The sequence below is a fragment of the Luteimonas gilva genome (assembly GCF_005239095.1).
Taxonomy (GTDB): domain Bacteria; phylum Pseudomonadota; class Gammaproteobacteria; order Xanthomonadales; family Xanthomonadaceae; genus Luteimonas_C; species Luteimonas_C gilva.
The window spans coordinates 63,982-85,602 of the sequence record NZ_SZUA01000001.1 but is presented as its reverse complement, the minus strand read 5'-3'; the positions used below and the strand labels follow the sequence as shown (position 1 = coordinate 85,602).

The window sequence follows — 21,621 nt, the reverse complement described above, 5'->3', positions numbered from 1 at the left end:
TCCGAAATGGCTCTTCCCGCGCCGGTACGGCAGCGTACGTGCCGGCGATGCCTGCGTCTGGCAACATAGCCGGATGAGCCGATACACCATCGCCGATCTCGCCGAACGCTTCGGCCTGCGCGTGCAGGGCGACGGCGGCGTGAGCATCGACGGCGTCGCCACGCTCGCCAACGGCGGCGACGGCAAATTGGCGTTCCTGGCCAATCCGCGTTACCGGCCGATGCTCGCGAGCACGCCCGCGGCCGCCGTGGTGCTGCGCGAGAACGACGCCGAAGCCAGCCCAGTCGCCGCCTTGATCGCAGAAGATCCCTACGCCGCTTTCGTCAAGATCGCGTCCTTGTTCGAAACGCGCCGCGCGCACGCGCCCGGCGTGCATCCCAGCGCCGTCGTCGACCCGAGCGCGCGCATCGATCCGACCGCGTCGATCGGGCCTTTCGTCTCCATCGGCGCGAACAGCAGCGTCGGCGCCGGCGCGGTGGTCGGTCCCGGCTGCGCGATCGGCGAGGATTGCCGCATCGGCGCGAACAGCGAACTGGTCGCGCGGGTGACGCTGGTGGTGCGGGTGAAAATCGGCGAGCGCGTGCTGATCCATCCAGGCGCCGTGCTCGGCGCCGACGGCTTCGGCCTGGCGATGGAGAACGGCCGCTGGATGAAGGTGCCGCAGCTCGGCGGCGTGAGCGTCGGCGACGATTGCGAAATCGGCGCCAACACCACCATCGACCGCGGCGCCATCGACGACACGGTGCTGGAAGAAGACGTGCGCCTGGACAACCAGATCCAGATCGGACACAACGTCCGCATCGGCGCGCATACCGCGATGGCCGGCTGCTCCGCGGTCGCCGGCAGCGCCACCATCGGTCGCTACTGCCTGATCGGCGGCGCGGCGGGCGTGCTGGGCCATCTGGACATCTGCGATCGGGTCATGGTCACCGCTATGAGCCTGGTCACCCATTCCATCCGCGAGCCCGGCGAATACTCGTCGGGCACGCCGCTGATGGACAACCGCAGCTGGCGCAAGAACGCGGCCCGCTTCAAGCAACTCGACCAGATCGCCCGGCAACTCCAGGCGCGCAACAAGGAACAAGGATGAGCAGCAACGCCCTCGCCCTCCCTCTCGACGTCGTCGGCATCCAGAAGCTGCTGCCGCACCGCTACCCCTTCTTGCTGGTCGACCGCGTGGTCGAACTCGATCCGCACAAACGCGTGCTGGCGCACAAGAACGTGACGATCAACGAGCCCTTCTTCCAAGGCCATTTCCCCGGCCATCCGGTGATGCCGGGCGTGCTGGTGATCGAAGCCTTGGCCCAGGCCGGCGGCCTGCTCACCCAGCTCTCCCACGGCAACACCGCCGACGGCAAGCTGTTCTATCTGGTGAAGATCGACAACGCGAAGTTCTCGAAGATGGTCGTGCCCGGCGATCGCTTGGAATTGGAAGTCACGCTCAAGCGCAACATCCGCAACATGGCCTTGTACACCGGCGTGGCGCGGGTCGACGGCGAACAGGCCGCGTGCGCCGAAATCCTGTGCGCCGAGGTCAAGGGCTGATGGCCGAGGCTTCCATCCATCCCAGCGCTTCGGTCGATCCGTCCGCGCGCATCGGCAGCGGCGTCGTCATCGGCGCCTTCACCGTGATCGGCGCCGACGTCGAAATCGGCGACGGCACCCGGATCGGTCCGCATTGCAGCGTGCACGGCCCCACCAAGATCGGCCGCGACAATCATTTCCACGGCCACGCCGCGATCGGCGGCGAGCCGCAGGACAAGAAGTTCAAGGGCGAGCGCACGGAACTGGTGATCGGCGACCGCAACACCGTCCGCGAATTCGTCACCCTCAACCGCGGCACCGGCGACGGCGGCGGCGTCACCCGCATCGGCGACGACAACTGGATCCTCGCGTACAGCCACGTCGCCCACGACTGCATCGTCGGCAGCCACTGCATCTTCTCCAACAACGCCACGCTGGCCGGGCACGTGGAGATCGGCGATTACGTGATCCTCAGCGGCTTCGCCGGCATCCACCAGTTCTGCCGGATAGGCGCGCACGCCTTCGTCGGCATGGGCGCGCTGGTCAACGGCGACGTGCCGCCGTTCGTGATGGTGGCCGCGGACGAGTACGGCCGGCCGCGCGGCATCAACAGCGAAGGCTTGAAGCGGCGCGGCTTCGACGCCGAGCGGATCGCGGCGATCAAGCGCGCTTATCGGACCTTGTACGTTTCCGGCGCCAATCTGGCCGATGCGCGCGTCCAGCTCGCGGAAATGGCGCAAAGCAGCGACGATATCCGCGCGTTCTTGGAATTCATCGAAAGCGGCGAACGGCCGCTCCTGCGCTAACCCGCCGTTCCTCCCCCTTTGAAAAAGGGGGATTGAGGGGGATTTGTTTTTGCCGTTGCCCTTGAAGGCAAGATCAAGAGCAAATCCCCCTGTGTCTCCCTTTTTCAAAGGGGGAGAAAGCAGAAGCGATTCGCGGCAAACTATGCCGAAGTCGCGATCACGAGCCGATCTTGCCCGACAACACGCCCGCGCCCCGCAAACCACTACGCTTCGCCCTGGTCGCCGGCGAGGCATCGGGCGATTTGCTCGGCGCAGGCCTGATCGAGAAACTGCGCGAGCGCTACCCTAACGCGCAGTTCGCCGGCGTCGGCGGCGACGCGATGCGCGCAACCGGGTTCGACGCCTGGTACGACGCGCAGGCACTGGCGGTGATGGGCCTGGCCGAAGTGCTGCGCCATTTGCCGCGCCTGCTCAAGCTGCGCCGCGAGCTGCGCCAACGCCTGCTGGCTTGGAAGCCCGACGTCTTCGTCGGCATCGACGCGCCCGACTTCAACCTGGGCTTGGAACGCTGGCTCAAGCAGCGCGGCGTGGCGACGGTGCATTACGTCAGCCCGTCGGTATGGGCCTGGCGCGAAGGACGCGCGGCGAAGATCGGACGCAGCGCAGACCGCGTGCTGTGCCTATTCCCGATGGAGCCGCCGATCTATGCGCGCCACGGCGTCGACGCGCGTTTCGTCGGCCACCCGCTCGCCGACGCGATGCCGCTCGACCCGGATCGCCATCACGCGCGCGACGCGCTCGATCTGACCGCCGACACGCCGATGCTGGCCCTGCTGCCCGGTTCGCGCCTGGGCGAGATCCATCGGTTGAGCGCGGATTTCCTGTCCGCCGCGCTGCTGATCCAACGCCAGCAGCCGAATTTGCGCATCGTCGCGCCGATGGCCAACGCCGCCGCGCACGCCGCCTTCGAGCGGGAGCTCGAGTCGCATCCCGACGCCGCCGAGCTGAAGCCGGCATTGCGCATCACTCAAGGCAATGCGCGCACGGTGATGGTCGCCGCGGACGTGATCCTGCTCGCTTCCGGCACCGCGACCTTAGAGGGCATGCTCGCCAAGCGGCCGATGGTGGTGGCGTACAAGATCGCGCCGCTCACCTATTCGATCGTCAAAGGCCTGCGCATGCTCAAGGTCGACCATTACGCGCTGCCGAACGTGCTGGCCAACGAAGCCTTGGTGCCGGAGTTGATGCAGTACGACTGCACGCCGGAAAACCTGGCGGCGGCGATCTCCAGTTGGCTGCGCAATCCCACTTCGATGGCGGCCCTGCCTTCCCGTTTCCGCGAACTGCACCAGGTGCTGCGCCGGGATGCGTCTTCGCGCGCTGCCGAGGCGGTCGCCGAACTGGCCGAGCGTGCCCCAGCAGGGGGCGCTCGGATCGAATACGCTAAGCCACCATGAACCTCCTCGCGCCTTCGCCCTGCGCAGCGCCGTTGCTGGTGGCCGGCGTCGACGAAGCCGGCCGCGGTCCGCTCGCCGGTCCGGTGGTGGTGGCGGCGGTGGTGTTCGATCCCGCGCAGCGGCGGATCAACGGCCTGGACGATTCCAAGCAGCTCGCGCCCGCCCGCCGCGAAGTCCTGTACGAGCGCATCGTCGAGCGCGCGTTGGCTTGGCACATCGTGTTCGTCGAAGTCGACGAGATCGACCGCATCAACATCTTCCAGGCGACCATGCGCGGCATGCGTTCGGCGCTGGAAGGCGTCGCGCACGCCGCCGGCATCGCCCGCATCGACGGCAACCATCTGCCGCCGTCCCTGCCTTGCCCGGCCGAAGCCTGGATCGGCGGCGACGCGCGCGACCGCTCGATCATGGCCGCGTCGATCCTGGCCAAGGTTTCGCGCGACCGCGCGATGATCGCCTTGCACGAACGCCACCCCGAATACGGTTTCGACGAACACAAAGGCTATTCGACGCCCGCGCATCTGGCCGCGCTGCGCGAGCACGGGCCGTGCCCCCACCACCGCCGCAGCTTCGCGCCGGTGGCCCAAGCCTTGCATCTGCAGCCCAGCCTGCTCTGAGCGTACAAGCGCCGATCTTGTTTTCGACCGCGCGCGCGGCGGATCGTTCCGCGCGGTAGGCGGAACCGCCGAAGGCGATTCCGCCGATCGTTCGCGCGATTGGCGGAATCCGCTGCGCGGGGTTCCGCCCTACTAGGTCCAAGGTCATTCTCACTTCCGCCTCACGACAAACGGCTTGCAACCGCGCAAGCTGCAAGCGCATCCATAGAAAGAGGTCGCGCGCGCCGCCGGCCTAGCGCGCGACACGAATCCGGGCCGGAACCGGGAGGTGTGCGATGCGTGCGTTGACCGCTTATCCGACCGACCGTCCTTTGCCGCTGCGCGGCGAGGGCGAGCCGAAACTGGCCGCTAGCGCGCTGGGAATCGAGGCTGAACAGGTCGCCGCCTTCGATGCGCTGCTGCACGAACTGCATCCCGGCGCCGAGCGCGTCGATGGCGCGACGATTTCGCGTCTCGCGGCCTGGCTGACTTCCCTGCCACCTGCCGAGGCGCGCGCCGCGCTCGACGAACGCCTGTCGCGGATCGAAGAATTGCGCGCCATGGTGGACGATCCCGACTGGGATTGCGCCGAAGCCGATTGCGCCAACGTGCGTCGGTTGTTGCGCTATCTGGACCAGACCGACGATCTGATCCCGGACACGATCCCGCTGCTGGGCAAGCTCGACGACGTGCTGCTGCTGGAACTGGCCTGGCCGGCCGTGTCGGACGAGGCCGAGGAATACCGCGATTTCGTCCAATACCGCGAAACCGCGCATCCCGGCGGCGACGGCGCGCAGCGGCGCGCGGCCTGGATCGCCGATCGGATGGCCGAACTGTCGATGCTGCGGCAGCAGATGCGGGCGAACGATGGGTTGCACCTGAACGACGGGCGGCGGGAGACGCGGTTCCGGGTCGTCTGACCCGTTGCCTTATTGGCTCTTGTGGGAGGGGCTTTAGCTTCGACAGGATCCGTCGCTGGCCTTCTGTCGGGGCTAAAGCCCCTCCCACAAGAGCCGGCGGCATCTACTGCGCTGTCAAGACCTTGTCCCTGTCCCGGCCGGGCCCTAACCTGCGGTCTGATCCGCCGGCCCCGCCGATGTCCGCACGCTTCGCCCACCTGCACCTGCATAGCGAGTATTCCCTCGCCGACTCGACGATCCGGGTGCCGGAGCTCGTCGCGCGTTGCGCTGCGCTGGAGCAGCCTGCGGTGGCGATCACCGACCGCAACAACCTCTTCGCCCTGGTCAAGTTCTACAAGGCCGCCGAAGCCGCCGGGGTCAAGCCCATCGCCGGCGCCGACATCGTCGTCGCCGACGGCGACGACGCGCCCTGGCGCCTGACCCTGCTCTGCCGCGACCGCGCCGGCTATCTGGCCCTATCGCGCCTGCTCAGCCGGGCCTGGCTGGAAGGCCATCGCCACGACGGCGTGGTGGTGCGGCCGGAATGGCTGCGCGAAGACGATTGCGCCGGCCTGTTCGCCCTGGCCGGACGTCACAGCCTGGCCGGCAAGCTGGTCGCGGCGCATCGCCAGGACCACGCCGAACAATGGCTGGCCGATGCGCAGCGCCTGTTCCCGGACCGGCTGCATCTGGAACTGACCCGCTGCGGTCTGGAAGGCGAAGCCGGCTTCAACGATTTCGCGCTGTACGCGTCCGCCGCGCGCGGCATTCCCGTCGTCGCCAGCAACGATGCGCGCTTCCTCGACGAAGAAGGTTTCGAAGCCCATGAGGCGCGCGTGTGCATCGCCTCCGGCCGCGTGCTCGACGATCCCAAGCGGCCGCGCGACTACAGCCGCGAGCAATACCTCAAATCCAGCGAACAGATGGCTGAATTGTTCGCCGATGTGCCGGATGCGATCGACAACGCGGTCGATCTGGCCAAGCGCTGCAATTTCGAACTGAGCCTGGGCAAGTACTACCTGCCCGCGTTTCCGGTGCCCGAAGACCACACGCTGGAAACTTGGATCCGCGCGCAGTCGCGCGAAGGCTTGGCGCATCGGTTGGAAAAAGCGCCGCTGGCCGAAGGCAAGACCCGCGCCGATTACGAAGCGCGGCTGGATCTCGAGCTCGACGTCATCATCAAGATGGGCTTCCCCGGCTACTTCCTGATCGTGGCCGACTTCATCAACTGGGCCAAGCAGCACGACATTCCGGTCGGTCCGGGCCGCGGTTCCGGCGCGGGCTCGCTGGTGGCCTGGGCGCTGGGCATCACCGATCTGGATCCGCTGCCCTACGACCTGCTGTTCGAGCGCTTCCTGAATCCCGAACGCGTGTCGATGCCGGACTTCGACATCGACTTCTGCATGGACCGCCGCGACGAGGTGATCGATTACGTCGCCGCGAAATACGGCCGCGACCGGGTCAGCCAGATCATCACCTACGGCACCATGGCCGCGAAGGCGGTGCTGCGCGACGCCGGCCGCGTGCTCGGTTTCCCGTACGGCTTCGTCGACGGCCTGGCCAAGCTCATTCCGCTGCAGCCGACCGATCCGATGACGCTGGAGGACGCGATCGGCCGCGGCGAGCGCGCGCGCAAGGATCCGTCGCGCATCGTGGCCGAGTTCAAGGAGCGCTACGAAGCCGAAGACGACGTCCGCGATCTCGTCGACCTGGCATTGCAACTGGAAGACCTGACCCGCAACGCCGGCAAGCACGCCGGCGGCGTGGTGATCGCGCCGGCGCCGCTGTCCGAGTTCTGCCCGCTGTTCGCCGAACACGACGGCCATGGCGCCGGCCGCAGCCCGGTGACGCAGTTCGACAAGGACGACGTCGAAGCGATCGGCCTGGTGAAGTTCGACTTCCTCGGCCTGCGCACGCTGACCATCATCGATTGGGCGGTGAAGGCGATCAACGCGCGCCGCCGGGCCGCCGGCGAAGCGCCGCTGGACATCACCACCCTGCCCCTGGACGACCCGAAAAGCTACGAGCTGTTCGCGCGCGGCGAAACGGTGGCCGTGTTCCAGTTCGAATCGCGCGGCATGCGCGAGCTGGTCAAGCGCGCGAAGCCGGACCGGTTCGAAGACATCATCGCGCTGGCCGCATTGTTCCGCCCCGGCCCGCTCGGTTCGGGCATGGACCGCGACTGGGTGGACCGCAAGCACGGCAACGCCGAGGTCAGCTATCCGCATCCGTCGCTGGAGCCGGTGCTGGCGCCGACCTACGGCGTGATCGTGTACCAGGAACAGGTGATGCAGATCGCCCAGGTCCTGGCCGGCTACTCCCTGGGCGGCGCCGACTTGCTGCGCCGCGCGATGGGCAAGAAAAAGCCCGAAGAGATGGCCAAGGAGCGCGCCAAGTTCGAAACCGGCGCGGCCGAGCGCGGCGTGGATCCGCGCAAGGCGACCCAGATCTTCGACTTGATGGAGAAGTTCGCCGAATACGGCTTCAACAAGTCGCACTCGGCCGCGTACGCGCTGGTCGCCTACCAGACCGCTTGGCTGAAGACGCACTATCCGGCCGAGTTCATGGCCGCGGTGCTGTCCAGCGATATGGACAACACCGACAAGGTGGTCGGCTTCCTCGACGAAGCGCGCGCGCTGAAATTGACCGTGCTGCCGCCGGACGTGAACGCTTCGAACTACATGTTCGAGGCGATCGACGACGCGACGATCCGCTATGGCTTGGGCGCGGTGAAAGGCGTCGGCCGCGGCGCCTGCGAAGCGATCGCGCACGATCGCCTGCGCAACGGCGTGTACGCGGACTTGCTCGATTTCTGCAAGCGCGTCGACTCCACCAAGTTGAACAAGCGCGTGCTCGAAGCGCTGGTGCAATCCGGCGCGCTCGACGCGCTCGGCGCGAACCGCGCCTCGCTGATGCTGCAGTTGCCGGAAGTGCTGAAGGCGACCGAACAGCTGGCGCGCGAGCGCGAGGCCGGCCAAGTGTCGCTGTTCGGCGGCGGGCACGATGCCGAACCGCACATCGATGTGGCTCTGCCCGTCGCCGAAGACTGGCCGCTGGCGCAGAAACTCACCGGCGAGCGCGAAACGCTGGGCCATTATCTCAGCGGCCATCCGCTCGACCCCTACCGCGACGATTTGCGCGCGTTGGTCGGCAACGACCTGGGCGAACTCGACCGCTTGTGGAGCGAGCGGCCCGACGAAGACCGGCGCAGCTGGCGTCCGGAAAAAAGCGTGGTCATCGCAGGACAAGTCGTCGCGCTGCGCAAGAAGGGCGACAGCCAGGCCTTCGTGCAGATCGACGACGGTCGCGGTCGGCTGGAATGCGCCTTCTTCGCCGAAAGCTATTTCGAATTCGCGCAGCTGCTGACCCGGGACCGGATCTTGGTGATCGAAGGCGGACTGCGCGAAGACGAATTCAGCGGCGGTTTTTCGTTGCGCGCGCGGCGCTGCTGGGACTTCATGCAGGTCTGCCCGCAGTACACGCAGCGCCTGTCGCTGCGCCTGGATCTGCGCGTGCCCGGCGCGTTCGAACGGATCGACGCCTTGCTGTCCAAGCACCGCCCCGGCGCCACGCCGATCCGCTTCGACCTGTTGCGCGACGGCGTGGCGGGCACGCTGGACCTCAACGGCAGCCAGGGCGTGCGCGTGGACGCCGACTTGCCCGCCGCGCTGCGCGAGCAGCCGGGCGTGCGTGCGGTCAGGCTGACGATATCGCGGCCCTGGACGGGCTAGCCCTCTCCAGCGCTTTAGCCCTCTCCCGCTTGCGGGAGAGGGTTGGGTGAGGGCGCGCGCAAACCACAGATCGCTGCAAAAAATCGCGCAAGCCGCGCCGTTTCGCCCGCAAGCGGGAGAGGGAGCTTCGAGGCCTCGACCCACCACACGGTCTAGTACGGACGACTCGGGTAGACTGCCGCCCTCGCCGTGCCATCCCAGCCGATGAACCCGAACTACCTCGACTTCGAACAGCCGATCGCCGACCTGGAAGCCAAGATCCAGGAAATGCGCCACGCCAGCGCCGGCCCCGCGGTCAATATCGATGCCGAAGTGCACGCGCTGCAGGACAAGCTGCGCTTGCGCACCGCGCAGATCTTCCGCGATCTGACGCCTTGGCAGGTCTCGCAGTTGGCGCGCCATCCGGCGCGTCCGTACACGCTCGATTACCTGCGCGTGATCTGCGACGAATTCCAGGAACTGGCCGGCGACCGCGCTTTCTCCAACGACAACGCCATCGTCGGCGGCCTGGCCCGCATCGACGGCCGCAGCGTGGTGGTGATCGGCCACGAAAAAGGCCGCGACACCAAGGCCAAGATCCGGCGCAATTTCGGCATGCCCAAGCCCGAGGGCTACCGCAAGGCGCTGCGCCTGATGAAGCTGGCCGAACGCTTCAAACTGCCGCTGCTCACCTTCATCGACACCGCCGGCGCGTGGCCGGGCATCGACGCGGAAGAGCGCGGCCAGTCCGAGGCGATCGCGCGCAATCTGCTGGAAATGGCCGAATTGAAGATCCCGGTGATCTGCACCGTGATCGGCGAAGGCGGCAGCGGCGGCGCCCTGGCGATCGGCGTCGGCGACCGCACCTTGATGCTGGAATACAGCACGTATTCGGTGATCACGCCCGAAGGCTGCGCCTCGATCCTGTGGAAGACCGCCGACAAGGCCAAGGACGCGGCCGAGCAATTGGGCCTCACCGCGAAGCGCTTGCACGAGCTGGGCCTGATCGACAAGGTGATCCGCGAACCGATCGGCGGCGCGCACCGCAATCCCAAGCAGATGGCCACGCGCCTGAAAGCGGTGCTGATGAACGAGCTGGATGCGCTGGAACAGGTGCCGATAGACCAGCTGCTGCAGCGCCGCTACCAACGCTTGCGCGGCTACGGCGCCTACGAAGCCGCCTGATCGCGGATTTTGAAGGGGTCGGGCTTTTGTGGGAGCGGCTTCAGCCGCGAGCTCTTTCCCGCACGCTGCCACGACCTGATCGAACAGCTCGCGGCTGAAGCCGCTCCCACAAAAGCCGCAGCCGGATGGGCTAGGATGGGCTCCCGAAGCCGGCGCCCGCCGGCATTCGGGAGCAGCGCAATGATCATCCGCCGTCTCGGTGTCATGTCCGTCGCTAAGATTTCCGCCATCATCGCCGCCGTCGTCGGCCTGCTGGCGGGCATCTTGTTCTTCCTCGTCTCTCTCGCCGGCGGCGCGGCTGGCGCCATGTCCGACAACGATCCTGGCATGGCTTGGGTATCCGGTCTCGGCGCCATGGCGATCGTGGTCCTGCCGATCCTGTACGGCGTGTTCGGCTTCATCGGCGGCGCGATCCAAGCCTTCGTCTACAACCTCGCCGCCAAGTTCGTCGGCGGAATCAGGATCGAAACCGAATAATCGTGCATTAAGCCCTCTCCCGCTCGCGGGAGAGGGCCGATCCAAGGATGGCGAGACCGACATGACCGACGCGCTGCGCACCTATCTCGAAAGCGCTTTTCACGGACTGCCGCAGCGTCCGCTGCACGTCGGCTACAGCGGCGGCGCCGATTCGACCGCGTTGCTGCATTTGCTGAGCGGCATCGGCAGCGTCCGCGACGTCGGCCTGCGCGCCATCCATGTCCATCACGGCTTGAGTCCGCACGCCGACGATTGGGCCGAACGCTGCCGCCGCTTCTGCGACGCGCTCGGCGTGCCGTTGACCGTGCTGCGCGCCGAAGTGCGGCGCGATGCGGGCGAAGGCCTCGAAGCCGCGGCGCGCAAAGCGCGGCACGCCGCTTTCGGCGATGCGGTCGGCGAAGACGAGATCCTGGCCACCGCCCATCACCGCGACGACCAGGCCGAAACTTTCCTGCTGCGCGCGCTGCGCGCATCGGGGCCCGACGGACTCGGCGCGATGCGGCCTTTGCGCCGGTTCGGGCGCTGCTGGCTGTGGCGGCCGCTGCTGGGCGTGCCGCGCGCGGCGCTGATCGCCTACGCCGAACGCGAAGGCCTGGATTGGATCGAGGATCCGAGCAACGACGATACCGCGCTCGACCGCAATTATCTGCGCCACCGGGTGATGCCGCTGCTGCGCGAACGCTGGCCGCACGCCGACGCCGCGTTCGCGCTGAGCGCCGCGCTGTCGGCCGAAGCCGACCGCCTGCTCGACGGCGAAGACGCGCTCGCGCTGGCGCAGGTACGCAGCGCCGATCCGCACGCCTTGCGCATCGAACCTTTGGCCGCGCTCGCTCCGGCGCGGCGGGCGCGCCTGCTGCGGCGCTGGATAGAAGAACTCGCGCTGCCGCCCTTGCCCGCGCAAGGCATCGCCCGGATCAACGAGGACCTGATGTCCGCGCAGGCCGACGGCGAAGCGGCTTTCGCTTGGTCCGGCGCGGTCGTGCGGCGTTGGCGCGATCTGCTGCATGCCGACCGTCTCTACCCCGCCTTGCCCGAAGATTGGGAAGCCGATTGGGACGGCCGCGCGCCGCTGCCGCTTCCCGGCGGCGGCGAGTTCGCGCTGGAAGGCGCGGCGGCGTTCGATCGCGCCCTGCGCGCGCACGTGCGCCGCGGCGGCGAGCGGATCGCGCTGCCCGGCCGCGGCCACACGCACGCGCTGAAACACGTGCTGCAGGACTTGGCGGTGCCGCCCTGGGAACGCATCCGCCTGCCGCTGCTCTCGGACGGCGAGGAAGTGCTCGCCGCCGGCGATCTGCTGTATTCGGCGAGTTTCGACGCTTGGCTGCGCGAACGCGGCGCGCGGCTGGTCTGGACGCCATCCCGATCGTAACTCCGCTGCTTTGTAGGAGCGGCTTTAGCCGCGAGCTCTTTCCTTCAGGTCGCCGCAACGTGCGGGAAAGAGCTCGCGGCTAAAAGCCGCTCCCACAAACGTGCGCCCGCACCTTTCCTGGGGCCGCTGCGGCATTGTTCGTTCCGGCTGTCCCGGACATGGCTTAAACTGCCCCCATGGCCCGTAAACCCGCCGCCGAAGGTTCGCCCGTCGCCGATTTCGAAGCCTCGCTCGATGCGCTCGAGCAGTTGGTCGAGAAGATGGAGCACGGCGAAATGAGCTTGGAAGAATCGCTGGCCGCCTACGAGCGCGGCGTCGGGCTGTATCGCCGCTGCCAGCAGGCGCTGGAACAGGCCGAGCTGCGCGTGCGCTTGCTGAGCGACCCTGCGGATCCGGCCTCGGCCGAGCCTTTCCAGCCGGATGCCTGAGCCCGATTTCGGCCCTTGGCGCGCGCGGATCGAATCCGCGCTGGACCGCGCCCTGCCCGCCGCCACCGAACCGCCGCAGCGGCTGCACGCCGCGATGCGCCACGCCACCCTCGGCGGCGGCAAACGCATCCGCGCCCTGCTCGTCTACGCGGCCGGCACCGTGTTCGGCGCGGAGCCCGCGGCGTTGGATGCGCCGGCCGCGGCGGTGGAGCTGATCCACGCCTATTCGCTGGTCCACGACGATTTGCCGGCGATGGACGACGACGACCTGCGCCGCGGCAAGCCGACCGTGCACGTGGCCTTCGACGAAGCCACCGCGATCCTGGCCGGCGATGCGCTGCAAACCCTCGCTTTCGAAATACTGGCCGACGCCCCGTTCGGCGACGGCGTGCGCGTGGCGATGCTACGCGAGCTCTCGATCGCAACCGGCGCGCGCGGCATGTGCGGCGGCCAGGCTTTGGACATCGACGCCACCGGCGGCGCGGCTTTGTCGCTGGCCGAACTCGAGCGTCTGCATGCGATGAAAACCGGCGCGCTGTTGCGCGCGTCGGTGCGGCTGGGCGCGATCGCCGCCGGCGCGGCCGACGCGCAACGCCCCACGCTGGACCGCTACGCCGAGGCGCTGGGTCTGGCCTTCCAGATCCGCGACGATCTGCTGGACGTCGAAAGCGACAGCGCCACACTCGGCAAGACGGCCGGCAAGGACGCGGCGCAGGCCAAGGCCACGTTCCCGGCCTTGCTGGGCGTCGTCGCTTCGCGCGAGCGTTTGCAAGGCTTGGCGGCGAAAATGTCCGCCGCGCTGGCGCCGCTCGGCGAACGCGCCGCCGCGCTGGCCGCGCTGGGCCGCGAAGTGGTCGAGCGGCGCAACTGACGCTGCGTCCCGCTGTCCCGGCGGACCGGGTTTTCCCGTTGTCCGAACGATGGGGACGAAACCACGCAAGCGAGGGAACGCGGAGTGAAGCGCATCGGCCGCGCGCTGCTGGCTTGGATCGACGCCGCGATGGCGCGCGCGGCGATCCTGTTCATGGAAGGCTGGTCCAAGGTCGAACGCGCCTACCGCCGGCCTTTTTCGCGCTTTTCGCTGCGTCTGAAATTCCTGTTCTACCCCCTGCTCGCTTGCGTGGCCGTCGGCTGGCTGGCTTGGGATTGGACCCACGATAAATCGCTGGACGCCGCCGAAGACGCGATCTTCGACAAGGTCGTGCATTGGCGTCCGTGGGAGCCGCGGGCTTCCGGAAAAGTGGTGGTGGTGGAGATCGACGAATGCTCGATCGACCACTTCCGCGCCCGCGGCGAAGGCGGCTGGCCATGGAGCCGGCAGCGGCATGCGGATCTGCTCGACGCGCTGGATCGCGCCGGCATCGCCGCGGTCGGCTACGACGTATTGTTCGTCGATCCTTCGCCGGACGATGCGCAGGGCGACGCAACTTTGGATGCGATGGCCGAAGGCGGCGCCGGCCGCTTCGTGTTCGCTTCGACCAGGCTGCACGAAGACTACGACGAAGGCGCGGTGCTGCGCATGGTCGACGCGCCTTCCGCATTCGCGGTGGTGCGTCCGCCGCGCGACAATCCGCAAGTGGCGATGCAATTGCCCTACGGCGAGAGCATGGCCCGCTACAGTGCGCTGGCCAACGTCGAGCGCAACGAGGACGGCGTGCTGCGCGATATTCCGCTGCGCGAGGACGTCGGCGACTGGGCCTTGGCTTCGCTGCCGCTGCAATTGGCGGCCGCCGCGCACGCCAAAGTCCGGCAACCGCCCGCCGCGACCGTGCGGCCGAATTGGCGGCGCGACAGCCGGCTGCCGCACGTCAGCGCGGCGGATCTGCTGGAAGGCGGCGCGGCGATTTGCCGCGAAAAAGGCAGCGCGATGCCGAAGCTGCGCGGCGGCATCGCCCTGGTCGGCTATACCGCTTCTGGCTTGAACGACGCCAAGCCGACCCCGGTCGACCCGGTGATGCCCGGCGTGGAGGTGTTGGCCGAGGCCACCGAGGCCTTGGTCGCCGGCAGCGCGATCCGCATGCCGCCGGCCTGGCTGAAATACGTCCTGGCCGCGGCGCTGGTGATGCTGACCGCGTTCGCGTTCTGGCGCGGCGAACCGCACGAAGACGTGGATTCGGTGTTCGTCGCCACCAATTTGGCGCTATTGCTGATCGCCTTCGTCGGCCTGACTTTCTTCGGCGCTTTTTTCGACATCTTCGCCAGCATCGGCTTCGTCAGCCTGTGTTTCGGCTTTTGCCGCCTTTACGCCGGCATCCAGCGCGGACGCGCGGTCGGCAACGCGGATTACCGGCACGAGTACGATCCGCAGACCCATCCTTGGCTGGCGATGGCGCGCCTGCGCTTCGTTCCCGATCCCAAGCTCGATGCGCGCGCGGCGAAACGGCGCCGCCGCGAATACCGGCGCCGCCTGCGCCGCTTCCTCTACGCCGGCTGCGATGCGGTGATGATCGAGGGCGTGGTCGAACGCAAGAGCTGGCTGCACGACATCCTGGACGATCTGATGGTGCTGGTCTGGAAAGGCCGCGACCGCGCCGACGCGAATGCGCACGCGCGACGCGAATTGGACGCGCTCTACCGCCATCTCAACGCCCACGACGATCGCTTGGACGACGACGGCAGCGTGATGGTGTGCGTAGTCGCCGCCGAGATCGACGACGGCCGCGACGACAGCCAGCGCGGCGAACGCCTGCGCCTGCGCGAATTGCTCGGCCAGGACCTGAACGAGCCCGCCGAGTGGCCGTTGTCGGCTTCGAATGCGTTCTTTTCGGAAGAGGCCTAACCATGAGGGGGAGACCATGCGCGCTTCACGAATCCTGCTGATCCTGCTGGCTTGCGCCGGCGCGGCCTTCGCCACGGGCCAGAAAGCCGAACTCGACGCCGTGGTCAGCAAGCCCAGCGTCGACGTGCGCAGCCATCCCGATTTCGCCAGCGCGCGCGTCGCCACGCTCAAGCGCAACGCGCCGGTGAAGATCGCCGCGCAACAAGGCCTGTGGTATCGCCTCGCGCTCGCCGACAAGCCCGGCTACGTGCGCGTCAACGACGTGCGCGTCGCGTACGCGGGCGTGGCCGCCAACGACAATAGCGTGCTGTTCTCCGGAAAATCGGGCGCAGGCCGGGCCAGCGAAACCGCAGGCGTGCGCGGCCTGGACGAGAACGATCTGCGCACCGCGTACGCCAACGGCGCGCAGTTGGCGAAGATGGAGTCCTATCGCGTCTCGCCCGCGGCAGCCGCGGCTTATGCCGGCAGCCACCGCTTGGCCGATACGACCGTCGCCTACGCCACCGAACTGCAACCCGCCGATGGCAACAAGAGCGGCGGCATGACCCAGGCGCAGAAAAAATCGGGCTTCGCCTTGGCGCGCGGCCTGCTGTCGCAGATCGGCGGCGGCTTGAGCGGTAAGGCCGACAGCGCGGCGGACGTGGCCGAATCGACGATCGGCAAATCGGAAGCCGAACAATCCGAAGAAGAACAAGCGCTCGGTCCGCTGCTGGCGGCGCGCATCCTGGGCGCGCGTCCCTTGTGGCAGGACGACGCTGCGCAGCGCCGCGTCAATACCATCGGGCGTTGGGTGGCCTCGCACAGCAGCCGGCCGCAACTGCCTTGGACTTTCGGCGTCATCGACTCCGCCGACGTCAACGCCTTCGCCGCTCCGGGCGGATACGTGCTGATGACGCGCGGCCTGTATCAATTGCTGGATAGCGACGCGGAGGTCGCCGCGGTCCTCGGGCACGAGATCAGCCACATCGTCCAGCGCGATCACTACAACGTGATCCGCAAACAGGAGATCGCGTCGACCGGCAAAAGCGCCGCGCTGCGCAACGTCCGCACGGGCGGCGGCATCGCCGGCGGCTATGCGCGGGAATTCGTCGAAAGGAACGGCGCGGCGGTGATGCTGACTAGCCTGGATCGCGGCGCCGAATACCGCTCCGATGAAGCCGCGCAGGTCTATCTGGCGCGTTCGGGCTACAACCCGCTGGCGCTGTATTCGGTGTTGCAGAAGATGGCTTCGCTGGGCAATCAATCCGCGCGGATGGCGCAGATGTTCAAGACGCATCCTGCGTTGGGCGACCGGCTCGATCAGATCGATCGGCGCGGTTATGGGGCGTTAGAGCGGTATACGGATAGGCAATAACGAATGCTCCCTCTCCCGCCTGCGGGAGAGGGCCGGGGTGAGGGCGCGCGGGCCATCAGTTCGCGTCAAACGCAATGGTTCTCCGCACTCATTATCGGATACACACGATCGCAGCGATCGACGACTCCGCGCGCCCTCACCCAACCCTCTCCCGCGAGCGGGAGAGGGCTAAAGCATTTGGCGTGGGCTAAAGCCGAAGCGGCTTAGCGGAACAACCGGATCGTCAACGGATAGCGGTAATGCTGTCCGTCGTAAGCCTTGAACGCCGCGATCAAGCTGCACACCAGCCAGACCAGCGCCAGCGCCGCCCATATCGGGAGCGCCACGACGATGCCCAAGCCCAAGGTGAAGATCACCAGCGCCACGGCGATCGCGGCGTAAATGAACATGCTCAGGTTGAAATTGAGCGCTTCCTTGGCGTGTTCGGCGGCGAACTCGGATTTGTCGCGCACCAGCATCCAGATCGCCAGAGCGCCAAGCGCGCCGGCCACGCCGGCGAACCAGCTGGTCACCAAGGCCAAGGTCAAAGCCGCTACATGCGCGCCCGCGGCCCACTGGCGGTCGCTCAGGCTGGGGTTAACGGTGTTGATTTGGGTTTCCATGGTCGACTCCCGCCGGAAACGTTCCGGTGTAAGCCGATGATGGGGCCGGGGGCATCGTCTACAAGTAAACGAAAGACATACCTGCTTTACCCCCTCCTTTTACGGGGTGAAGGGGCATTGCTTGCGAATCACCGATTCGCATGCCCCCGAACGCCCTCGCGTAAGCGAGGGCTGGGGCGCGGAGCGGGAGAGGCGCGAAGCGCCAGGGAGAGGGTTCGGCTTTTGGCGCGCAGCTACCCGAGAGCTCGCGTATTCCGTTTATTGGCAGGCAATTCGCCTTCGCGCTGGCTACTTGATCAACCGCAGCGTGAACGGGTAACGGTAGGCCACGCCTTCGTTCGCCTTGATCGCAGCGATGATGATGAAGACGAGCGCGGCGACGCCGATCAGCAGCATCAGCGGCGCGATGACGATGAAGCCGATGCCGACAGTCAGCAGACCCAGCGCGGTCAGGATCACCATGAGCCCAGCCAGGGTGATGTTGAAGTTCAAAGATTCCTTGGCCTGATCGGCCGCGAACGGCATGGTGTCCTTCTTGATCTGCCAGATGATCAGCGGCCCGATCAGGCAACCCAGGCTGGCCAGCCAACCGGCCGTGACGATGCCACCGATCAGGGCGGAGAGATGCGCGAACATCGCCCACTGGCGCTCTTCGGCGCTGGGCGTGCCTGCGGACGCGGGCGGCGGTGGCGGCGCCGCTTCGTTGATATCGCTCATGTTCGTACCCTCCGGTTTATCGGGCGGCCCTCGTGCCGCCCGTCGGCTGAGAATACGTCAATCCGTGCCGGCGACGGTCATTTTGCCGACCAAAATCGACCCGCTGCGGATGTGGGAGCGCAGGTCAACGTCGTTGCCGACCGCCTCGATGCCCGCGAACATGGCTTTGAGGTTGCCGGCGACGGTGATGCCGTCGACCGGATAGGCGATCGCGCCGTTCTCGATCCAGAAACCGCCCGCGCCGCGCGAATAGTCGCCGGTGACGTTGTTCACGCCCTGCCCCATCAGCTCGGTGACGAGCAAACCGCGGCCCATGCCGGCGATCAGTTCGTCCAGACCGCCGGCGTTCGACGACACCGCAATATTGTGCACGCCGCCGGCGTTCGCTGTGGTCTGCAAGCCGAGTTTGCGCGCCGAATAGCTGCCCAGCACGTAGCGTTGCAGCGCGCCCTCGCGCACCAGCGGCGATTCGCGGGTGGCGACGCCTTCGGCATCGAACGAAGAAGAACGGAAGCCGCGGCGCAGGAAGGGCTGTTCTTCGATCGACAACCACGACGGAAACAACTGCGTGCCGACGCTGTCGAGCAGGAAACTGGCGCGCCGGTACAGCGCGCCGCCGGAAACCGCGCCGATCAAATGGCCGATCAGCGAACGCGCGATGTCCGCCGAAAACAGCACCGGATAGGCGCCGGTCGCGACTTGACGCGGCGCCAACCGCGCGGCGGCGCGCTGCGCGGCGCGCAAGCCGATGCTGGCGGCCGATTCCAGATCTTCCGCGGCCAAGGCCGTGCTGTACCAGCCGTCGCGCTGCATTTCATCGCCGCGGCCGGCGATCAGCGCGCAGCCGATGGTGTGCTGGGTGCTGCGCTCGCGACCGACGAAACCGTGCGAGTTGGCGTAGACGCTGAGGCTTTCGCTGCTGCCGACCGACGCGCCGTCGGAATTCTCGATGCGGGCGTCGGACTCGCGGCCGGCGTTCTCGCTGGCCAGGGCCAGGTCGATGGCGCGATCCGCTTCGATCGCCCACGGATGCCAGGCGTCGAATTCGCTTTGCTCGCGCGCCATCAGCTCGGCATCGGCGAGGCCGGAGGCGGGATCGTCCTCGGTGTATTTGGCGATGGCGCAAGCCTGGGCCACGGTGGCTTCCAGGCTGTCCTCGCGCAGATCGGCCGTACTGGCGCTGCCCTTGCGCTTGCCGAAGTAGACGGTGACGCCGATGCCGCGGTCGCGCGTGGATTCCACCGTTTCTACTTCGCCCATCCGCACGTTGACGTTGAGCCCGCGCTCCTCGCTGCAGCTCACTTCGGCCTGGTCGGCGCCGTTCGCGCGGCAGCGCTCGAGCAGGCGCTGCGAAATCTCGGCCAATGCGTCCAGGCGGGCGCGGCTGTCGTCCTGGGTTTGCGGAATCACTGCGTTCAATGGCTTATCCTTGGGTCTGCGGCGCCGGAAAAACGCTTGCCGGCGGATTATCGATAGCGAAGAGGTCATGCGAGGACGCGACGAAGACACCGGCGATTTCCTGGGCCCCAGCCGCACCCGGCAGCGGCAGGCGGCCTTGGACGTCCTCGCCCTGGGCCAGCAGTTGGTCGCGCTGAGCGCGGCGCAGCTGGACAAGCTGCCGATTCCGGAAGGCCTGCGTCCGCACATCGCCGAGACCCAGCGCATCACCTCGCCCATCGCGCGCAAGCGACAGATGGCGTTCCTGGCCAAGCAGATGCGGCGCGAGGACGACGCAACGCTGGACGCGATCCGCGACGCGCTGGACGCCGGCGGCGAAGCTTCGCGGCGCGAGACGGCGATGCTGCATCGCGCGGAGGCGTTGCGCGAGCGGCTGCTGACCGACGGCGACGCGGCTTTGGCCGAATTGCTGGCCGAGCATCCGGATGCGGATCGGCAACGTTTGCGCCAACTGGTGCGCAACGCCGCCGAAGAGCGGGCGAAGAACAAGCCGCCGCACAGCTATCGCGAGTTGTTCCGCGAATTGCGCGAGTTGTTGGCGCATACCAACGACGAAAGCGACGGCGGCCTCGAATAACGGCGCGATACGCGTTTCTTTCCCGCCTCGGGACAAGATGGTGCGATAGCGCCGGATGAGAGTTCGGCGCGAGAACGAAGCTGCAACCGCACGCCGAACCCTCATCCGCCCTTCGGGCACCTTCTCCCGATGGGAGAAAGAAAATGCATGCGCCGAGCCCATCACGCCTGCGTGCCGCCCACCGTCAACTGGTCGATCAGCAACGACGGCTGCCCCACGCCCACCGGCACGCTCTGACCGTCCTTGCCGCACACGCCGACGCCGTCGTCCAAGCGCATGTCGTGGCCGATCATTTTCACCCGCTGCATGGTTTCCGGGCCGTTGCCGATCAAGGTCGCGCCCTTCACCGGCGCGGTGACCTTGCCGTCTTCGATCAAATAGGCCTCGGTCGCCGAGAACACGTACTTGCCGCTGGTGATGTCGACCTGGCCGCCGCCGAAATTCACCGCGTACAGGCCCTTCTTCACCGAACGGATCATCTCGTCGGGGTCGTGCTGCCCGGCCAGCATGTAGGTATTGGTCATGCGCGGCATCACCAGGTGCGCGAACGATTCGCGGCGGCCGTTGCCGGTGGGCTTGGCGCCCATCAGACGCGCGTTGAGGGTGTCCTGCATGTAGCCGACCAGCACGCCGTCTTCGATCAGCATGTTGCACTGGGTGGGCGTGCCTTCATCGTCGATGTTGAGCGAGCCGCGCCGGTTCGGCAGGGTGCCGTCGTCGACGATGGTCACGCCCGGCGAGGCGACGCGCTGGCCCATGCGGCCGGCGTAAGTCGAGGTGCCTTTGCGGTTGAAGTCGCCTTCCAAGCCGTGGCCCACGGCTTCGTGCAGCAGCACGCCCGGCCAGCCGCTGCCGAGCACCACCGGCATCACGCCGGCCGGCGCGTCGATCGCCTCCAGGTTCACCAGCGCTTGCCGCAAAGCTTCGCGCGCGAACTTTTCCGGCTTGCCGTCGGCGAGCAGTTCCTCGTAGGTGTAACGGCCGCCGAAGCCGGCGAAACCGGTCTCGCGGCGCCCGTTCTGCTCGACGATCACCTGGATGTTCATCCGCACCAGCGGCCGCACGTCGCCCGCCAGCACGCCGTCGCTGCGCGCGACCAGGATGGTGTCCACGCCGCCGCTCAAGCCGACCATCACCTGCTGCACGCGCGGATCGGCCGCGCGCAGCAGTTTGTCGACGCGGCGCAGCGCTTCGACCTTGGCGGCGTTGTCCAAGCCGTCGATCGGGTCCTGCGGCACGTATAGCTCGCGTCCCGGGCCGCGCACCAGCGCTTGCGCCGGACGCTCGCTGCCGTCGCGGGCGATCGCGCGCGCCGAGTGCGCGGCTTCCAGCAGGGCTTGGACGTTGATGTCGTCGGAATAGGCGAAGCCGGTCTTCTCGCCGCTGATCGCGCGCACGCCCACGCCCTGTTCGATGGAATGCGCGCCGTCCTTGACGATGCCGTCCTCCACGCTCCAGCTTTCGCGGCGCGCGTGCTGGAAATACAGATCGCCGAAGTCGATGCCCGGCCCGAGCAAGGTGCCGAAGGCGCGGTCCAGACCCCGGTTGTCGAGGCCGGCCGGCAGCAGTAGGCGGGATTCGGCGATGGCGAGGGATTGGGTCATCTGCATTGAGGTCCGTGAATGTTCGAGGCGTCTGCTTTTGTGGGAGGGGCTTCAGCCCCGACAGCGACCGTTGCGATGCTGTCGGGGCTGAAGCCCCTCCCACACGAGCAACATTAGGCAAGATGCGGCTCCGAGCCCG

19 protein-coding genes are annotated in these 21,621 nt (G+C 67.4%); 15 read left to right on the top strand and 4 right to left on the bottom strand.

The features are described from left to right. The first annotated feature begins 73 nt into the window (after positions 1-73). The 14 genes from lpxD to FCE95_RS00305 all read left to right on the top strand — a co-directional run bounded on the left by lpxD (position 74) and on the right by FCE95_RS00305 (position 16,524). The gene (gene lpxD, locus FCE95_RS00370; RefSeq protein ID WP_137265035.1) at positions 74-1,090 is read left to right on the top strand and encodes a UDP-3-O-(3-hydroxymyristoyl)glucosamine N-acyltransferase; all 1,017 of its coding nucleotides are present in this window, start codon (positions 74-76) and stop codon (positions 1,088-1,090) included. Beyond that, on the top strand, positions 1,087-1,545 hold the full coding sequence (gene fabZ / locus FCE95_RS00365; protein ID WP_137265034.1) for a 3-hydroxyacyl-ACP dehydratase FabZ: 459 nt from the start codon (positions 1,087-1,089) through the stop codon (positions 1,543-1,545). The genes lpxD and fabZ overlap by 4 nt, the downstream gene beginning before the upstream one ends. Next, positions 1,545-2,330, top strand: a complete 786-nt coding sequence (gene lpxA / locus FCE95_RS00360; protein ID WP_189644596.1) for an acyl-ACP--UDP-N-acetylglucosamine O-acyltransferase — start codon at positions 1,545-1,547, stop codon at positions 2,328-2,330. Before fabZ ends, lpxA begins: the two co-directional genes overlap by 1 nt. A 128-nt stretch (positions 2,331-2,458) precedes the next feature. After that, on the top strand, positions 2,459-3,727 hold the full coding sequence (gene lpxB, locus FCE95_RS00355; RefSeq protein ID WP_137265033.1) for a lipid-A-disaccharide synthase: 1,269 nt from the start codon (positions 2,459-2,461) through the stop codon (positions 3,725-3,727). Beyond that, positions 3,724-4,344, top strand: coding sequence for a ribonuclease HII (locus tag FCE95_RS00350; protein WP_137265032.1), 621 nt, complete (start codon positions 3,724-3,726; stop codon positions 4,342-4,344). The genes lpxB and FCE95_RS00350 overlap by 4 nt, the downstream gene beginning before the upstream one ends. A gap of 275 nt (positions 4,345-4,619) precedes the next feature. After that, complete coding sequence (locus FCE95_RS00345; RefSeq protein WP_137265031.1) at positions 4,620-5,243, top strand: YkvA family protein; 624 nt, start codon at positions 4,620-4,622, stop codon at positions 5,241-5,243. Between the two features lie 176 nt (positions 5,244-5,419). Continuing rightward, positions 5,420-8,953 carry a DNA polymerase III subunit alpha gene (gene dnaE / locus FCE95_RS00340; protein ID WP_137265030.1) on the top strand — a complete coding sequence of 1,178 codons (3,534 nt, stop codon included), beginning with the start codon at positions 5,420-5,422 and terminating at the stop codon, positions 8,951-8,953. A gap of 204 nt (positions 8,954-9,157) precedes the next feature. Beyond that, the gene (locus tag FCE95_RS00335; RefSeq protein ID WP_137265029.1) at positions 9,158-10,117 is read left to right on the top strand and encodes an acetyl-CoA carboxylase carboxyltransferase subunit alpha; all 960 of its coding nucleotides are present in this window, start codon (positions 9,158-9,160) and stop codon (positions 10,115-10,117) included. Between the two features lie 180 nt (positions 10,118-10,297). Continuing rightward, a complete protein-coding gene (locus tag FCE95_RS00330; protein WP_137265028.1) occupies positions 10,298-10,594 on the top strand; it encodes a hypothetical protein in 297 nt (98 codons plus the stop codon). Between the two features lie 61 nt (positions 10,595-10,655). Then, a complete protein-coding gene (tilS, locus tag FCE95_RS00325; RefSeq protein WP_137265027.1) occupies positions 10,656-11,963 on the top strand; it encodes a tRNA lysidine(34) synthetase TilS in 1,308 nt (435 codons plus the stop codon). 176 nt (positions 11,964-12,139) lie between these two features. After that, the gene (locus tag FCE95_RS00320) at positions 12,140-12,391 is read left to right on the top strand and encodes an exodeoxyribonuclease VII small subunit (protein ID WP_137265026.1); all 252 of its coding nucleotides are present in this window, start codon (positions 12,140-12,142) and stop codon (positions 12,389-12,391) included. Then, positions 12,384-13,262: a polyprenyl synthetase family protein gene (locus tag FCE95_RS00315; RefSeq protein ID WP_137265025.1), complete on the top strand. Its 879-nt coding sequence runs from the start codon at positions 12,384-12,386 to the stop codon at positions 13,260-13,262. Before FCE95_RS00320 ends, FCE95_RS00315 begins: the two co-directional genes overlap by 8 nt. A gap of 84 nt (positions 13,263-13,346) precedes the next feature. After that, positions 13,347-15,170, top strand: coding sequence for a CHASE2 domain-containing protein (locus tag FCE95_RS00310; protein WP_137265024.1), 1,824 nt, complete (start codon positions 13,347-13,349; stop codon positions 15,168-15,170). 16 nt (positions 15,171-15,186) lie between these two features. Beyond that, positions 15,187-16,524, top strand: coding sequence for a M48 family metalloprotease (locus FCE95_RS00305; RefSeq protein ID WP_189644595.1), 1,338 nt, complete (start codon positions 15,187-15,189; stop codon positions 16,522-16,524). A 203-nt stretch (positions 16,525-16,727) separates the two neighbouring features. Here the strand turns inward: FCE95_RS00305 and FCE95_RS00300 are convergent, their stop codons facing one another. The 3 genes from FCE95_RS00300 to pmbA all read right to left on the bottom strand — a co-directional run bounded on the left by FCE95_RS00300 (position 16,728) and on the right by pmbA (position 19,262). Beyond that, positions 16,728-17,126 (bottom strand): DUF4870 domain-containing protein, encoded by a 399-nt coding sequence (locus FCE95_RS00300; RefSeq protein ID WP_137265022.1) that lies wholly within the window; start codon positions 17,124-17,126, stop codon positions 16,728-16,730. A gap of 288 nt (positions 17,127-17,414) precedes the next feature. Then, on the bottom strand, positions 17,415-17,843 hold the full coding sequence (locus tag FCE95_RS00295; RefSeq protein ID WP_137265021.1) for a DUF4870 domain-containing protein: 429 nt from the start codon (positions 17,841-17,843) through the stop codon (positions 17,415-17,417). A 57-nt stretch (positions 17,844-17,900) separates the two neighbouring features. Next, positions 17,901-19,262 carry a metalloprotease PmbA gene (gene pmbA / locus FCE95_RS00290; RefSeq protein ID WP_137265020.1) on the bottom strand — a complete coding sequence of 454 codons (1,362 nt, stop codon included), beginning with the start codon at positions 19,260-19,262 and terminating at the stop codon, positions 17,901-17,903. 67 nt (positions 19,263-19,329) lie between these two features. Between pmbA and yjgA the strand changes: the two genes are divergently transcribed. Continuing rightward, on the top strand, positions 19,330-19,878 hold the full coding sequence (gene yjgA, locus FCE95_RS00285; RefSeq protein ID WP_137265019.1) for a ribosome biogenesis factor YjgA: 549 nt from the start codon (positions 19,330-19,332) through the stop codon (positions 19,876-19,878). Between the two features lie 161 nt (positions 19,879-20,039). Here the strand turns inward: yjgA and tldD are convergent, their stop codons facing one another. Continuing rightward, on the bottom strand, positions 20,040-21,482 hold the full coding sequence (gene tldD, locus FCE95_RS00280; protein ID WP_137265018.1) for a metalloprotease TldD: 1,443 nt from the start codon (positions 21,480-21,482) through the stop codon (positions 20,040-20,042). Between the last annotated feature and the right edge of the window lie 139 nt (positions 21,483-21,621).